The organism is Amycolatopsis sp. NPDC051372, from assembly GCF_040682095.1.
In the GTDB taxonomy this organism is placed as follows: domain Bacteria; phylum Actinomycetota; class Actinomycetes; order Mycobacteriales; family Pseudonocardiaceae; genus Amycolatopsis.
On record NZ_JBFBAF010000022.1, the window covers coordinates 71,970 to 86,481 of the forward strand.

The 14,512-nt window shown below is 70.3% G+C and carries 13 protein-coding genes and 1 pseudogene; 8 read left to right on the top strand and 6 right to left on the bottom strand.

Annotation, left to right across the window (positions count from 1 at the left end; all coding sequences use genetic code 11):
- The first annotated feature begins 19 nt into the window (after positions 1-19).
- The 4 genes from AB0M56_RS30280 (at position 20) to AB0M56_RS30295 (ending at position 3,761) form a co-directional block, all read left to right on the top strand.
- Positions 20-1,012, top strand: coding sequence for an ATP-binding cassette domain-containing protein (locus AB0M56_RS30280; RefSeq protein WP_220244328.1), 993 nt, complete (start codon positions 20-22; stop codon positions 1,010-1,012).
- Positions 1,002-1,766, top strand: a complete 765-nt coding sequence (locus AB0M56_RS30285) for an ABC transporter permease (protein WP_364182024.1) — start codon at positions 1,002-1,004, stop codon at positions 1,764-1,766. The genes AB0M56_RS30280 and AB0M56_RS30285 overlap by 11 nt, the downstream gene beginning before the upstream one ends.
- Before the next feature lie 95 nt (positions 1,767-1,861).
- The gene (locus tag AB0M56_RS30290) at positions 1,862-2,473 is read left to right on the top strand and encodes a GH25 family lysozyme (protein WP_364182027.1); all 612 of its coding nucleotides are present in this window, start codon (positions 1,862-1,864) and stop codon (positions 2,471-2,473) included.
- 34 nt (positions 2,474-2,507) lie between these two features.
- A complete protein-coding gene (locus AB0M56_RS30295; protein WP_364182029.1) occupies positions 2,508-3,761 on the top strand; it encodes an aminodeoxychorismate synthase component I in 1,254 nt (417 codons plus the stop codon).
- Position 3,762: 1 nt separating this feature from the next.
- Here the strand turns inward: AB0M56_RS30295 and AB0M56_RS30300 are convergent, their stop codons facing one another.
- Positions 3,763-4,722 (bottom strand): NADPH:quinone oxidoreductase family protein, encoded by a 960-nt coding sequence (locus tag AB0M56_RS30300; RefSeq protein WP_364182032.1) that lies wholly within the window; start codon positions 4,720-4,722, stop codon positions 3,763-3,765.
- Between the two features lie 169 nt (positions 4,723-4,891).
- On the opposite strand from AB0M56_RS30300, the gene AB0M56_RS30305 reads away from it, so the two are divergent.
- Positions 4,892-5,362: a QsdR family transcriptional regulator gene (locus tag AB0M56_RS30305; RefSeq protein ID WP_364182035.1), complete on the top strand. Its 471-nt coding sequence runs from the start codon at positions 4,892-4,894 to the stop codon at positions 5,360-5,362.
- 10 nt (positions 5,363-5,372) lie between these two features.
- On the opposite strand, the gene AB0M56_RS30310 is transcribed toward AB0M56_RS30305, so the two are convergent.
- Together AB0M56_RS30310 and rsmI are read right to left on the bottom strand one after the other, a co-directional pair.
- Entirely contained in the window at positions 5,373-5,915 is a 543-nt protein-coding gene (locus AB0M56_RS30310) for a hypothetical protein (RefSeq protein ID WP_364182037.1), read from the bottom strand.
- An 82-nt stretch (positions 5,916-5,997) separates the two neighbouring features.
- A complete protein-coding gene (gene rsmI, locus AB0M56_RS30315) occupies positions 5,998-6,837 on the bottom strand; it encodes a 16S rRNA (cytidine(1402)-2'-O)-methyltransferase (protein ID WP_364182040.1) in 840 nt (279 codons plus the stop codon).
- Positions 6,838-6,877: 40 nt separating this feature from the next.
- Between rsmI and AB0M56_RS30320 the strand changes: the two genes are divergently transcribed.
- Complete coding sequence (locus AB0M56_RS30320) at positions 6,878-8,446, top strand: phospholipid carrier-dependent glycosyltransferase (RefSeq protein ID WP_364182043.1); 1,569 nt, start codon at positions 6,878-6,880, stop codon at positions 8,444-8,446.
- Here AB0M56_RS30320 and AB0M56_RS30325 read toward each other — a convergent pair.
- The 3 genes and pseudogenes from AB0M56_RS30325 to AB0M56_RS30335 all read right to left on the bottom strand — a co-directional run.
- Positions 8,397-8,921: pseudogene (locus tag AB0M56_RS30325) on the bottom strand (AraC family transcriptional regulator); the annotation flags it as partial. The gene AB0M56_RS30320 and the pseudogene AB0M56_RS30325 sit on opposite strands and share 50 nt — an antisense overlap.
- Before the next feature lie 465 nt (positions 8,922-9,386).
- A complete protein-coding gene (locus AB0M56_RS30330; RefSeq protein WP_364182045.1) occupies positions 9,387-9,716 on the bottom strand; it encodes a hypothetical protein in 330 nt (109 codons plus the stop codon).
- Between the two features lie 150 nt (positions 9,717-9,866).
- Positions 9,867-11,594 carry a serine/threonine-protein kinase gene (locus tag AB0M56_RS30335; RefSeq protein ID WP_364182047.1) on the bottom strand — a complete coding sequence of 576 codons (1,728 nt, stop codon included), beginning with the start codon at positions 11,592-11,594 and terminating at the stop codon, positions 9,867-9,869.
- 206 nt (positions 11,595-11,800) lie between these two features.
- Between AB0M56_RS30335 and AB0M56_RS30340 the strand changes: the two genes are divergently transcribed.
- On the top strand, positions 11,801-13,675 hold the full coding sequence (locus tag AB0M56_RS30340; RefSeq protein ID WP_364182050.1) for a propionyl-CoA synthetase: 1,875 nt from the start codon (positions 11,801-11,803) through the stop codon (positions 13,673-13,675).
- 46 nt (positions 13,676-13,721) lie between these two features.
- Entirely contained in the window at positions 13,722-14,504 is a 783-nt protein-coding gene (locus AB0M56_RS30345) for an alpha/beta fold hydrolase (RefSeq protein ID WP_364182052.1), read from the top strand.
- Positions 14,505-14,512: the final 8 nt, after the last annotated feature.

Sequence of the window (14,512 nt, forward strand, 5' to 3'; positions counted from 1 at the left end):
GGGAGGAGAGGGGTTCTTCATGATCACGGCACGCGGTCTCGAGCGGCGGTTTCGCCGCAAGGGCCGAGGCGGCGGTGAAGTGCACGCCGTGAAGGGGGTCGACCTCGACGTGGAGGCCGGCGAGCTGGTGGGGTTCCTCGGCCCGAACGGGGCGGGCAAGACGACGACCCTGCGCATGCTCACCACGCTGCTGAAACCGTCGGCCGGGACGGCGACCGTCGGCGGGCACGACCTGCTCGCCGATCCGCTGGGGGTCCGGCGCAACATCGGCTACGTCGCGCAGGGCGGGGGCGCGTCGCCGGAGGTGCGCGTCGCCGAGGAGATCGAGCTGCAGGGCCGGCTCTACGGCATGTCGAAGGCCGACGCGATCGCGCGCGGCGCGGTGCTGAGCGAGCAGCTCGACCTCGCGGGGCTGGACCAGAGGCTCACGAAGACGCTGTCCGGGGGTCAGCGGCGCCGGCTCGACATCGTGCTCGGGCTCGTGCACAACCCGGGCCTCGTGTTCCTCGACGAGCCCTCGACCGGGCTCGACCCGCAGAGCCGCGCGAACCTGTGGGACCACATCCGCCGGCTGCGCGCGGAGCACGGCGTGACGATCTTCCTGACCACGCACTACCTCGACGAGGCCGACGCTTTGGCCGACCGGCTGATCGTGATCGACGACGGCCGGATCGTCGCCGAGGGCACGCCCGATTCGCTGAAGTCCCGGGTTTCCGGCGACGGCGTGGTCATCGGCGTCGACCCGGCCGTGACGACGGAGGCCGCCGACGTCGCCCGGCAGCTGGCGGGTGCGCACGAGTTCGACGTGGCGGACGGGTTGATCCGCTTCCGCGTGCCGCGCGGCGACACGGCCATGCCGGAGCTGCTGCGCGCGCTCGACGCGAAGGGCATCGTGATGGAGTCCATGCAGGTCACGCGCCCGACACTCGACGACGTGTTCCTCACGCTGACCGGCCGGACCCTGCGCGACGCCGAGCAGCCGAGTTCCCCGGAGGTGTCCGGTGTTGCTTGACACGTGGCTGATCTTCCGCCGCGACATGACCGCGGCGCTGCGCAATCCCGCGTGGCTGCTGATCGGGATCATGCAGCCGCTGTTGTACCTGTTCTTCTTCGGGCCGTTGCTCGTGAAGACGCTCAACGCGCAGGGGATGTCCGACGTCGACGGCTGGATGGTGCTCACGCCCGCGCTCATCGCGCAGCTGGCGCTGTTCGGCAGCTCGTTCGTCGGGTTCTCGCTGCTGGCCGACTACCGCTCCGGCGTGGTCGAGCGGCTGCGCGTCACGCCGGTGAGCCGCGCCGCGCTGCTGCTCGGGAAGGTGCTGGCCAACGCGTTGCAGGCGGTGGTGCAGTCGGTGCTGATCATCGTGCTCGCGTACCTGGTGTTCGACCTCGACGCGCCGGTGGGCGGGGTGCTGCTGAGCCTGCTGATCGTGTTCCTGCTGGCGTTGACGCTGGCCTCGTGCTCGTACGCGCTGGCGCTCACGTTGAAGAGCGAGGAGTCGTTCCCCGCGCTGCTCAACGCCGTGCTCATGCCGCTGCTCCTGCTGTCCGGGATCCTCATCCCGATCACGGCCGGGCTGGCGCCGAAGTGGCTGTACACGATTTCGCAGATCAACCCGTTCCGGCACGTGGTGGACGTGGAGCGCAACAGCTTCCGCGGCGACTACTCCATGGACGCGTTGTTCACGGGCAGCGTGGTGGTGCTCGTGATGGCCGTGCTCGCGATCTGGTGGGGCACACGCACGTTCCAGCGGGAAAACGCCTGATCGGAGGCTGGACACGCCGGGGTTTCTTCGGTGCGGCGTCGCGTTTGCCGACGTAGGGTGGCCTTTCACTTCACCGGACGTGGGGCTGGCGCAGCGTGACCGAACCGGAGAGCGAGCGTGGGCTCACCCTCACCCATCGCGAGCAGGTGCTCGATTGGGCGGCGGTGCGCGCCGCCGACGTCCGCTTCGCGTCGGTCACGATCAGCGAGAACGTGAACTGGCGCGACCCGGGCGCCGAACGGATGCTCACCGCGGCCCAGCACGCCGGCCTCCACACGGGCGCGCGCCACTTCGCGCGGCCGGGCGCCGTGCACGACCAGGCCGACCACTTCGTGCGGACGGCGAGCAAGCTCGGGGCTTTCGCGCCCGGGTCGTTGGCGCCCGCTCTGGAGGTCGACGCCTTGAGTGTCGACGATCGGTTCGTGAAGGCGTGGATCAAGCACGTGCGCCACGCGGCCCGGATCCGCCGCGTGCTCGTGTACGCCGGCCACGACTGCTGGGCCCACCGCCTGCACCCCGACCGCTGGGCCGACCCCGACGTGGTGCTCTGGCTCGTGCGCCACAACGGCATCCCCGGCCGCGCCGGCTGGTTCCACGCGCGACTGGGGTTGCACCAGCACGCGTTCTCCGCGCTGCCGGGCGTGGCGGGACCGGTGGCGCAGGACGCTGTGGTCTATCCATTCACGATGTCTGACGTACTGCTTTGAATTTCTTGCCGGGGGCGCTTGGCAAGATGTGTGGGTGCGCTTCTCCCGACAGCGGCTGGCGACGGACGTGACACCTTCACGGGCCGTGGTGCTGTTGTCCGCGTTTGCTGCTTCGCGGGGGTTTCCGGAGCCGGCGGCGTTGTGCGGGTCGTGGTTCGGGTCCGCGGCGGTGGTGGCGCCGTTTGTGGGGGTGTCTTCTTCTCCGTTTCCGGTGGGGTTCTCTCTTGATGCACCGGCGGGGGGCGTCGGGGGTGGGTGGTTCGGGTATCTGTCTTACGACTCGGCGGATCCTTCTGGCCGCTCCACGGGGGTGCCTGCTTCTGCGTGGGGGTGGGCGGATCACGTGCTGCGGTGGGATCTTTCCGGCGACTGCTGGTTCGAGTCGTTGGCGGATGATCCTGCGCCGTTGTTGTCCACTGTGGAGCAGGCGTTGGGCGGGCCTGCTTCGCTGTCGTGGGCGGCTTCCACGTTGGAGCGCCCTTCGGCTGCTTCGCATGAGCAGGCGGTGAAGTCGTGCGTTTCCGCGATTGAGGCCGGGGAGCTTTTTCAGGCGAACATCTGCACGCGGTTCACGGGAACTTTTTCGGGCTCTGCCGCAGCTTTGTTCGCGGAGGGCGTACGCCGGTTGTCGCCTACGCGGGCAGCTTTTGTTGCCGGCGACTGGGGTTCCGTGGTGTCACTGTCGCCCGAGCTGTTCCTGGCACGGCACGGACGGCAGGTTGTTTCCGTGCCGATCAAGGGGACTTTGCCGCGTCGGGGCCCGGCTGACGACGGCAACGCCCTGCTGCTGCGGCAGTCGGCCAAGGACGTCGCCGAGAACGTGATGATCACCGACCTGGTGCGCAACGACCTGGGGCGGGTGTGCGCGGTCGGGAGCGTAGTGGTGCCGTCGTTGCTGACGGTGTCGCCGGCGCCCGGGGTGTGGCATCTGGCGTCCACAGTGGAGGGCGTGTTGCCATCCGGTGTTTCGGACTCTGCTTTGTTGGCCGCGACTTTCCCGCCAGGCTCAGTCACGGGGGCGCCGAAGATCCGGGCTCTGGACGAGATCACTTTGCTGGAACCGGCAGCGCGCGGCGTCTACACGGGCGCAGTCGGGATGCTGTCTCCGGTGGCCGGGCTCGAGCTGAACGTCGCCATCCGCACCTTCGAGATTTCGCCGTCCGGGCAGATCTCCCTCGGCGTCGGCGGCGGTATCACGGCCGACTCGGACAGCGCGGCGGAGTGGCAGGAGTGTCTTCACAAGGCTGCGCCTCTGGAAGCTCTCCTGGCCACTCCACCTGCGGTTTAGCTCACTTGCGGGGATCCAGCAGGAGCTTACCGACCGTGCCGCGGGAGCGGAGGGCTTCGTGGGCCGCGCGGGCGTCGGCGAGGGCGTACTCGCCGCCGGCGATGGCTTTGAGCTTGCCGTCCTGAATCAGGGTGAAGAGCTCAGTCAGGGCGGTGCCGAAGACGTTGCCGGGCAGGCGGAAGACGTGTGGCAGCCACATGCCGGTGACGGTGGTGCTGTGGCCGAGCAGGTTGCGCAGCTCGACAGGCTTGGGCTGCTGGCGGCCGGCCATGCCGTAGAACGCGAGACGGCCGAACGGGGCCAGCGCCGCGATGCTCTGATCCGTGGTCGTGCCGCCGACCATGTCGAGGACGATGTCGATGCGCTTGCCGCCGTTGGCCTGCATGAGCGTCTCGGTCATGTTCTCGGCTCGGGAGTCGACCGCGACGTCGGCGCCGAGCTCCAGTGCGAGGTCACGCTTCTCCTCGCTGCTGGCCGTCGCGATGACCCGCCCCGCGCCCCACACCTTCGCCAACTGCACCGCGATCGACCCGACCCCGCCCGCCGCCGCGTGGACGACCACGGACTCACCGGGCTGCAGGTGGGCGTTCTTGCGCAGCAGGATCCACGCGGTCGCACCCTGGACCAGCATGGACAGCGCGTTGAGATCATCGACGCCCTCGGGCACCTCGAACGCCATCGCCTCCTCGGCGACGGCCTTCTCCGCGTACCCACCCCCACCGTTGAGCAGCGCGACGACCCGCTTCCCGTCCTGCGTCCGCCCGACCACCTCGCCGCCCGGCACCAGCGGCAACTTGCTCGGCGCCAGATACGAGTTCTCCGCCTGATGCGTATCCGCGTAGTTCACCCCGACGCGATCCACGTCGATCAGCACCTGCCCGGTTTGGGGCGTCGGCTCCGGCAGCTCGACCGGGGTGAGGACCTCGGGACCGCCGAACTCGGTCACCTGCACAGCACGCATGGCTTCTTCTTTCGTCGTCGGGTGATGAGACATTCTGCCAGATGTCTCATCGGTGCGACACTCCGTGGTAACGTCTCACCTCATCGACACGCCCTTCCCCTCCCGCCCGGACGCGGCTTCCGCGTTTGCCCTGGCGCGCTCGTGGTTCGCCGCGGGCCGCCGCGTCGACATGCGCGAACTGGCCCTGGCGCTCGGCGTCTCCCGCGCCACCCTCCACCGCTGGGTCGGCAGCCGCGACCACCTGCTGGCGGAGATCTTGTGGGCCGAGACTTCCCTGGTGTTCAACGCCGTCACCTTCACCGGCCGCGGCGGGGCCGGAGTGGCGGATGCCATCGGTTCGTTTGTTTCGACGGTCAACTCGTCGCCGGCCTTCCGCGCCTTCTTGCAGCGTGAACCGGAACGGGCGTTGCGACTTTTGACCACCAAGGCGAGCGTGGTCCAGTCGCGAACCATCGCTCAACTCCTCGACCTCCTGACAACGGAAACCTCAGCAGGCCGGTTGACTCCCCCATTGCCGCTGCCGGACCTCGCCTACGTCCTCGTCCGCCTCGGCGAGTCCTTCATCTACACGGACGTGATCACCGGCGAAGAACCCGACGCAGAGAAGGCGCGGGCTGCGGTGTCCGCGTTACTCAGCTGACCGGCGCCGGTCACAACTGGCCCTTTTGCCGCCAACGACCGAAGCCTTTGGCCAGTCGACCTTCGAGCTTCCCGTCTTCATCGGCACTTCGACCAAGACCGGCTTCGGCCCGAAACACGCGGTCGATTTCGTCCCGCAGCAACGCCGTGAACGACGGCCACCCATAGGACGGCGCCTCTTCACCTTTGATGTACCGGACAACTTCCGAGCCGGCCGCGTGCGGGCCTCCAACGACGTAGAACTCGCAATCCCGGCACGTCCCGACCACAACGAGGTCATCGGCACGCGCGACCCGACCGCGAAGCGACGGGAGCTCGTCAAGCGCTTGTCTCTTGATGCCGAGGATGTGCGGATAGAACAGATCGGCGTCCTCGAACAACAATCCGCCGGCTCGACGCCCCATGAGGGACAGGAACCTCCGCCACTCGCGCGGAAGCTCGGCGACGCTCTGATCGCGCCTGACCTCTTCGACCTCGGCATCTGACAGGCCGACGACGCCGGCATTCCCATACCGATCACGCAGGAGGCGCGCCATAGCATCGACGTCGGTCAACGAACCTCCCCGCACGCCGTGAACTAGTCCATAACCTGCCCGCGAGCCACTGGGAACGAAGCCGATCGCCGCTCGACCGACGTCACTTCCGAGAAGCGACCACAGCGTCATACAGGTCCTTTTTAGACACCCCAGCCCCCTCCGCCACCTCGGCCGCCACCACCTTCAGCCGCTCCCCGGCCGCCACCCGGGCGGAAACTTCGCCCACGAGGTCCGAAACCGACACCTCCGGCGCCACAGCCCCCTCAAGCACCACGGTGATCTCACCCCGCACCCCATCCGCCGCCCACTCAGCCAACTCACCGAGAGTGCCCCGTTTGACCTCTTCGTACGTCTTCGTCAGTTCACGACACACCGCAGCCCGGCGAGAAGGCCCCAAAGCCGCGGCAGCATCAGCCAAAAGAGAACCCACGCGGTGCGGCGACTCGAAGAACACCACCGTCCGCGGCTCCGACGCCAGCGAAGTGAACCACCGCGAACGCTCCCCCGGTTTGCGCGGCGCGAAGCCCTCAAAACAAAACCGGTCACACGGCAAACCGGACAAAGCCAACGCAGTCGTCACCGCAGAAGGGCCAGGCAGACAGGTCACCGGGATGTCCGCCTCGACGCAAGCGGCGACCAGGCGGAAACCAGGGTCCGAGACCGACGGCATGCCGGCGTCCGTGACCAGCAGCACCGTCGACCCCGAGTGCAGTGATTCCAGCAGTTGGGGCAGGCGCGAAGTCTCCACGTCCTCGTAGAACGACACCACGCGGCCGGAAACGGTGGCGCCCAGGGCGGAAGCCAGCGAGCGCAGGCGGCGGGTGTCTTCTGCGGCGATGACGTCGGCGGAGCCCAAGGCGCTGACCAGGCGGGCCGACGCGTCGCCCGGGTCGCCGAGGGGGGTGGCGGCCAGGACGAGCCGGCCGGGCGGAGTGGACATGCACGTGAGCCTAACGGCCGGGGTCGTAGTATCAGGCCCCGTGACCGCGCTGCTGACCCGTCCCGACGACGAGAGCGTGCGGCCGGACCCGGTCGACGCGCTGCGTCCGCCGACCGACCGCGTGGCCACGCTGCTGGGCCGTGGCATGCCGAGCGACCGCTTGCGCGGCTGGCTCGTCACGCTGATCCTCACGGTGATCGGCGGCGTCGTGCGCCTGCAGAACCTCGGGGTGCCCACCGATCACGGCACGCCGGTGTTCGACGAGAAGCACTACGTGCCCCAGGCGGCTCAGATGCTGCGCAACGGCGGGTACGAGGACAACGCCGGCTACGAGCTCATCGTGCACCCGCCGCTGGCGAAGGACTTCATCGCGATCGGCGAGTGGCTGTTCGGATACAACGGCTGGGGCTGGCGCATCATGCCGGCGCTCGCGGGCACGCTGATCATCCTGCTCACCATCCGCATCGCGCGGCGGCTCACGCGCTCGACGCTGCTCGGTGGCATCGCGGGCGTCCTCGTGATCAGCGACGGCGTGCTGCACCTGCAGTCGCGCATGGGGATGCTCGACATCTTCATCGCGCTGTTCGTGCTGGCGGCGTTCGCGTGTGTGCTGTGCGACCGCGACCAGGTGCGGCAGCGGCTGGCGGTCGCGGTGCGTGAGGGCTGGGCCAACGAGTCGGTGTGGGGGCCCAAGCTCGGGTTTCGCTGGTGGCGCTTCGCCGCGGGCCTGATGATCGGGCTGACGTTCGGCGTGAAGTGGTCGGCGCTGTACTACATCGCGGCGTTCGGGCTGCTCACGGTGTTCTTCGACGTCGCGGCGCGGCGGGCGGCGGGTGTCGAGCGGCCGTGGATGGGGACGATCCGGCGGGACGTCGCGCCGGCGTTGTGGGCGATCGTCGCGATCCCGCTGCTGATGTACTTGGCCGCGTTCTGGGCGTGGTTCGCCAGCGAGACGGCCACCGACCGGCACTACACCGAGATCAAGGACATCGACCCCGGCCTGTTCGCCTGGGTGCCGCCCGCGTTGCGCTCACTCGGCGACTACACGCTCAACGTCCTGCACTTCCACGAGACGCTGCTGACCCCCAAGGACAACCCGCACCCGTGGGAGTCGAAGCCGTGGACGTGGCCCATGGGCCTGCGCCCGATGCTCTACTACTACGACGGCGCCGTCACCGGTTGCGGCGAGTCGCGCTGCGTCGGCGCGACGATGCTGATCGGCACGCCCGCGATGTGGTGGCTCGCGCTGCCGATGCTCGGCTGGGGCCTGTGGCGCTGGATTTTCCGCGCCGACTGGCGCTACGCCGCCGTGCTCACGGCCTACTTCGCCGGACTGCTCCCGTGGTTCACGAACATCGACCGGCAGATGTACTTCTTCTACGCCACGCCGATGGCGCCGTTCCTGGTGCTCGGCCTCGTACTGGTGCTGGGCCAGATCCTCGGCGGCGCCCGGCGCGGGTTCGAGCGCCGGGGCACCGGGCTGCTCGTCGTGGCGCTCTACACGGGACTCGTGGTGGCGAACTTCGTGTGGCTGTGGCCGATCCTCAACGGGGTGCCGATCACGACCGCGCAATGGAACGCGGAGATGTGGTTGCCTTCGTGGCGGTGAAGTAGGCGCCTGGCGGCACCCCGACGGCGCGCCGGAACGCCGCGACGAACGCGCTCGCCGTCGCGTACCCCACCCGGTGCGCGACGGTCGTCATCGGCAGGCCTTCGGCGAGCAACGGCAGCGACGCCCGCAGCCGCGCCTGCGTGCGCCAGGTCCCGAACGTCACGCGGCAGTCGCGCACGAACGCACGCGCCAGCGTCCGCTCGCTCGCTCCGACGGCGCGGCCCAGCTCGGCCAGCCCGCGTCGGTCGGCGGGATCGGCGAGCACCATCGCCTCCACGTCACGCGCCCGCGGATCCTCCGGCGACGGCACCACGATCGGCGCGACGTCCACCGGCTCCAGCACGTCGAACACCACGGCCTCGGCGCGTTCACGGGCGTCCGGCTCGGGGTTGCCCGTGAGGTACTCCAGCAGCTCACGCAGCAGCGGTCCCACCGCGACGATCCGCGGCTGCGCCCACGTGACGGGACAGCGCTGTGACCCGCAGGCGAGCGCGGACGGCAGATGGTGGCTCACGCGCCATGGCCCTTTCTCCCGGACGCCGGATAGGCGATACGCCGCTCCCACCACGGCCGGTCCGGCGGTGCGGTCGGGTTTGGCAGGGTTTTGCGCCGGACCTCGTCGTCGATCGGTCGCAGCACTGCCCGCAGTGCGGCTCGGCTGCGCGGCGGCAACGCGCGCAGCGCCTCCTCCAGCGTCCACCGGGTCCCGGGCTCGCAGCAGGGGCAGCCGAGGGTCTCGGACGAGCCGTTGCGGTGGGCGTCGCGTGCGTAACCCCGCAGGTCACGAACGGCCCGGCCGACTGCGCCGGGACGCAATTCCCTCGCCTCAACGCGATGGACGTCGGCAAGAACCCAGGGCGGCAACCCGGGGATCGTCGAGAACTGCCGGCCGCTGCGCGGTCTGACCGGCAGGCCGGCCCGGACGGACGCCGGTGGTCTACGCGCCATGACCACGCGTCCCGCGGGGCCTGCGCCGCCGCCACCAGGGCCACTCAGGCGGGGCCGAGTAGTCGAGCACGGTCCGGCGGCGCAGCTCGGCGTCGAGCGGTCTGATGAGTGAGCGCAGGGCGGCGCGGCTGGGGCGCGGCAGGGCTTGGAGGGCCGATTCCAGCGTCCAGCGGATCAGGTTCTCCCCGCAGGGGCAGTCGTCGACGCGGTGCACCTCGAGGCGCCAGGGGTTGTGGACATGCCGTCGCAGACCGCGGAGCGCGGCGGCGACGTCGCCGGGATGCAGCACCGTCGCTTCGACGCGGTGCACGTCGAGCAAAACCCAGCGCGGTAACCCGGGAATCGTGGAGAACCGGTGACACGGACGAGATCGCACGGGCAAACCGGCCCGGACGGCGGCAGGCGGTCTACGCGCCATGGCCCTTTCGAAGCGTCATGCCCCGATCATCCCACCCACCGCCACCGAATATCAGCGGTGCAGCCGCCGCGGGACGATCTGCGTCACCGGGCCGTCCGGAGACTTCCCGGCACGCGACAGCCAGCCCTCCACCTCCCGGCGCACCGCGTTCAACGTCGGACGACGACGCGGTTCCGGATCCAGCGAAGCACCCAAGATCCGCGCGTGCGCAGACCGCACCGGCAGCCGGGACACAGGCTCCGCCCGCGCAGCCGCCATCAGGGCCGCCATCGGCGTCTCCCGAGTTCCGCGCGGAGGCTGGCCGGTCAACGCATAGCTGATGGTCGCCGCGAGCTGCCAGGCGTCGGAGGCCGGGCTGGCTTGCGCGCCCATGGCCTGTTCCGGGGCGACGAAGTCGGGCGTGCCGATCATCATGCCGGTGGCGGTCATCTTGGAGTCGCCCTGGCTGCGGGCGATGCCGAAGTCGATGAGGTGCGCCAGACCGGCCGGGTCGAGGACGATGTTGGACGGCTTGATGTCGCGGTGCAGCACGCCCTTCTCGTGGGCCGCGACGAGGGCGCCGGCCATCGTGGACCAGAGGCGGCCGGCGGCGACGTCGTCAAGGGGGCCCTGGCCGTCGACGACCTCGGCGAGCGGGCGGCCCTCCAGATACTCCATCACGAGCGCGAGGCCGTCGGGCTCCTCGACGAGGTCGTACACCTTCACGCAGTTCGGGTGGTTCACCGCGGCCAGCGCGCGAGCCTCGCGCTGCATGCGCTCCTCGGTGTCGCGGTCGGGGGCGTGCGCGATCTTCAGCGCGACGGTGCGGTTGAGCTGCGTGTCGACCGCTTCCCAGACCGTGCCGAAACCGCCGTGACCGAGCCGGCGGACGCGTCGATAACGACTCCCGCCCGCGCCGCGCGAGCCGGGTGGCGGTGGGACCGCACCGGGAGCGGCGGCCAGCAACCCGGGCTCGGGTGCGGAAGCCAGCGCTGTGGCCGGGTACGGCTTGTTCATCGGAGGCGGCGGGGGCGGCGGCAGCTGCGGACGCGGCGCGGCCTGCGAAACCTCCGGACGCTCCGGCTCCCGCCGCGGCTCCGGACGCGGCTCCGGCCGGTTGATCACCGACCACGGCGGCGGCCCGACCAGGCCGACGGGGATCAACCCCAGCACGCTGAACGGCAGGAACCCGAGCCAGAAGTGCACGGCCACGTTGGCCGTCATCCCGACGCTCGCCACCGCCATCACCACGAACGGGATCCAGAAGAACCGCGACGGCCACTTCGGCCCGCGCCGGAACGCCGTGCGCGCCTGCAGCATCACGAACAGCAGCGAGCCCGCGGGCAGCACCGTGAACGCGAGCAGGTAGATCCCGAACGACAGCTTGAGGCCCTGGTTGTAGAACAGCGCCTCGTAGACGTTGCTGCCCCCACCCAGGTACGTCTTCTGCACGCCGGCGAAGCAGTAGTTGGTGCTCAGCGACGCGGCTTCGGCGTGCGACAGACCGCCGCTGCCACCAGCGTTGATCGCACGGAACGTCTCGGAGATGCCGTTGGACAGCAGCCACGGCAGCACCAGCACGGTGACCACGCCGATCAACCCGAACACGGTGAGCGTCGTCGCGTCGTAGCGGTTGCCCGTGCCCTTGCGGACGATGGCCACCACCAGCGCCCCCAGCGCGGGGAACAGCGCGACGAGCGCACCGGCTGTGGTCGTCGCCCAAACCCAGTCACCCGGGCAGAACCCCGGGCCGAACAGGGTGTGGGCGAACGAGAGCAGCGCGCTCGCGAATCCGCTCACCGCCTGGTTCCCCTCACTCTCGGTGGTCACGTGGTACCGCCACGCGGCCGAACTCCGTAGTCCAGCTTAGGACGCACGCCACCTTCGCGGGGTTGCCGGGTCAGTGGGTCGTGACCGTCGTGAAACCTGCGCGACACCCTCGCCAGGGCCATCATGAGTGACGGGTCCGGCCGACCGGATCGAGTGACGCTGTCGAGGGAGACACCGTGGGCGCTTATTCCGAGACCTACCGGCGCAGCCTGGACGATCCCGAGGGATTCTGGCTGGACGCGGCGAGGGCGATCGACTGGACGAAGCCACCGACGAAGGCCCTGGACGCCTCACGGGAACCCTTCTACCGCTGGTTCCCCGACGGCGAGCTGAACACGGCGTACAACGCGCTCGACCGCCACGCCGACGGCGGCCGCGGCGGACAGCCCGCGTTGATCTGGGACTCCCCGGTCACGGGGCAGAAGCGGCGCTACACCTACGCCGAGCTGCGCGACGAGGTGGCGGTGTTCGCGGGGGCCCTCAAGGCGCTCGGCGTGACGCGGGGCGACCGCGTGATCCTGTACCTGCCGATGATCCCCGAGGCGGTCGTCGCGATGCTGGCGTGCGCGCGGATCGGGGCGGTGCACTCGGTGGTGTTCGGCGGTTTCGCGCCGAAGGAGCTGGCGGCGCGCATCGAGGACGCGAAGCCCAAGCTCGTGCTCGCCGCGTCGTGCGGGATCGAGCCGACGCGGGTGGTCGAGTACAAGCCGATCATCGACGCGGCGCTGGAGCTGACCGAGCACCAGCCCGACCACGTCGTGGTGTTCCAGCGCGAGCAGGCGCCCGCGGAGCTCTCGGGCACGGACCTGGACTGGGTGGACCTCGTCGAGACCGCGCAGCCGGCCGATCCCGTGCCGGTGAAGGCGACGGATCCGCTCTACATCCTCTACACGTCCGGCACCACCGGGAAGCCGAAGGGCGTGGTGCGCGACGCGGGCGGCCACGCCGTCGCCCTGGCCTGGTCGATGGGTGCGGTCTACGACGTCCACGCGGGCGACACGTGGTGGACGGCGTCCGACGTCGGGTGGGTCGTCGGGCACTCCTACATCGTCTACGCACCGCTGCTGATCGGGGCGACAACCGTCCTGTACGAAGGCAAGCCCGTCGGCACGCCCGACGCTGGCGCGTTCTGGCGCGTCATCGCCGAGCACGGCGTGGAGGCGCTGTTCACCGCGCCGACGGCGTTGCGCGCGGTGAAGAAGATCGACCCGGGCGCGGCGGAGCTCAAGAAGTACGACCTGGCCAAGTTCCGCACGCTCTTCATGGCCGGCGAGCGCCTCGACCCCGAGACCTACCACTGGGCGAGCGACATCCTCGGCACGCCCGTGATCGACCACTGGTGGCAGACGGAAACGGGCTGGCCGATCGCCGCCAACCCGCGCGGCCTCGAGCCGATGCCCGTGAAGCCCGGGTCGGCGACGAAGCCCGTGCCGGGCTGGGACGTGCGGGTGCTCGACCAGGGCGGCGACGAGCTGCCCGCCGGCCGCGAAGGCGCGATCGTGATCAAGCTGCCGCTGCCGCCCGGCTCACTGCCGACGTTGTGGGGCGACGACGAGCGCTACCGCGAGGCCTACCTGTCGCGCTTCCCCGGCTACTACCTCACCGGCGACTCCGGTTACCTCGACGAAGACGGCTACCTCTTCGTGATGGGCCGCACCGACGACGTGATCAACGTGGCCGGCCACCGCCTGTCGACGGGATCGATGGAGGCCGCGCTCGCGTCGCACCCGGCCGTGGCGGAGTGCGCGGTGATCGGGGTCGCCGACGAGCTCAAAGGCCAGGTGCCGCGCGGGTTCGTCGTGCTGAAGGCGGGCGTGGACGTCGACGAAGGGCAGCTGCGCGACGAGCTCGTGGCCGTGGTGCGCCGCGACGTCGGGCCGGTGGCGGCGTTCCGCGACGTCGCCGTGGTCGAGGCGCTGCCGAAGACGCGTTCGGGGAAGATCCTGCGCAAGACCATGCGCGGGATCGCCAACCGGCGCGAGGAGCCGGTGCCCTCGACGATCGAGGACCCGGCGGTGCTCGACGCCCTGCGGGCCGTGCTGCAGCGCTGACATTTCTCCAAGACGGGCGGCGGTGCGCGGGCGCATCGTCGCCGGCATGAACGACTACCTCCACGTGGTCCACGACGGCCCGGCCGACGCGCCGCCGCTGCTGCTCATCCACGGCTCGGGAGCCACGAGCGGCTCCTGGAGCAAGGTGGTGCCGGCGTTGGCCGAGCACCACCACGTCATCCGCGTCGATCTGCCCGGCTGCGGGCGCTCGACGCCACCACCGTCGTTCGCCGTGCCGCGGCAGGCGAGCCGGCTGGCGGCGGTGCTCGACGAGCTGGGCCTCGCCCGCGTAGACGTCGCCGGGCATTCGAGCGGCGGCTACGTCGCCACCTCGCTCGCGGAACAGCGGCCCGACCTGGTGGGCTCGCTCGCGTTGATCAGCACCGGCCCGCGGCTCGACGCACTCCTGCCGCAGCCGCTCATCCTGCGGCTGCTGCTGGCGCCGCCGTTCGGCCCATTGTTGTGGCGGAGGCGTTCGGACGCGGTCATCCGACGCGGAATCGGGGCGACGATGGCCCGCCCCGTGGCCATCCCGGACGACATGGTCACCGAACTTCGCGGGACCACCTATCGCGCGTTCCGGCAGGTGCTGCACCACAACGGCGCGTACCTCGCCGAGCGGACCATGTCCGAGCGGCTGGCCGCGCTCGACGTGCCGGCGCTGGTGGTCTTCGGCGCGGCGGACCCGCGGTGGGACCCGTCGTCGGCGCACGACTACGACGCCGTGGCGCGCGTCGAGTACCTGCCGGGCGTCGGGCACGTGCCGCTCGTCGAGGAGCCCGCGAAGACCGGCGAGCTGCTGCTGGCCTTCGCGGCAACCCGCCTGTGACCCGCGAC

What these genes read in the sequence shown, in the direction of transcription:
- AB0M56_RS30280 (WP_220244328.1), top strand. Translation starts at nt 20, where the DNA reads ATGATCACGGCACGCGGTCTCGAGCGGCGGTTTCGCCGCAAGGGCCGA.
- AB0M56_RS30300 (WP_364182032.1), bottom strand. Translation starts at nt 4,722, where the DNA reads ATGCGTGCTGTGCAGGTGACCGAGTTCGGCGGTCCCGAGGTCCTCACC.
- AB0M56_RS30305 (WP_364182035.1), top strand. Translation starts at nt 4,892, where the DNA reads ATGCGCGAACTGGCCCTGGCGCTCGGCGTCTCCCGCGCCACCCTCCAC.
- rsmI (WP_364182040.1), bottom strand. Translation starts at nt 6,837, where the DNA reads ATGTCCACTCCGCCCGGCCGGCTCGTCCTGGCCGCCACCCCCCTCGGC.
- AB0M56_RS30345 (WP_364182052.1), top strand. Translation starts at nt 13,722, where the DNA reads ATGAACGACTACCTCCACGTGGTCCACGACGGCCCGGCCGACGCGCCG.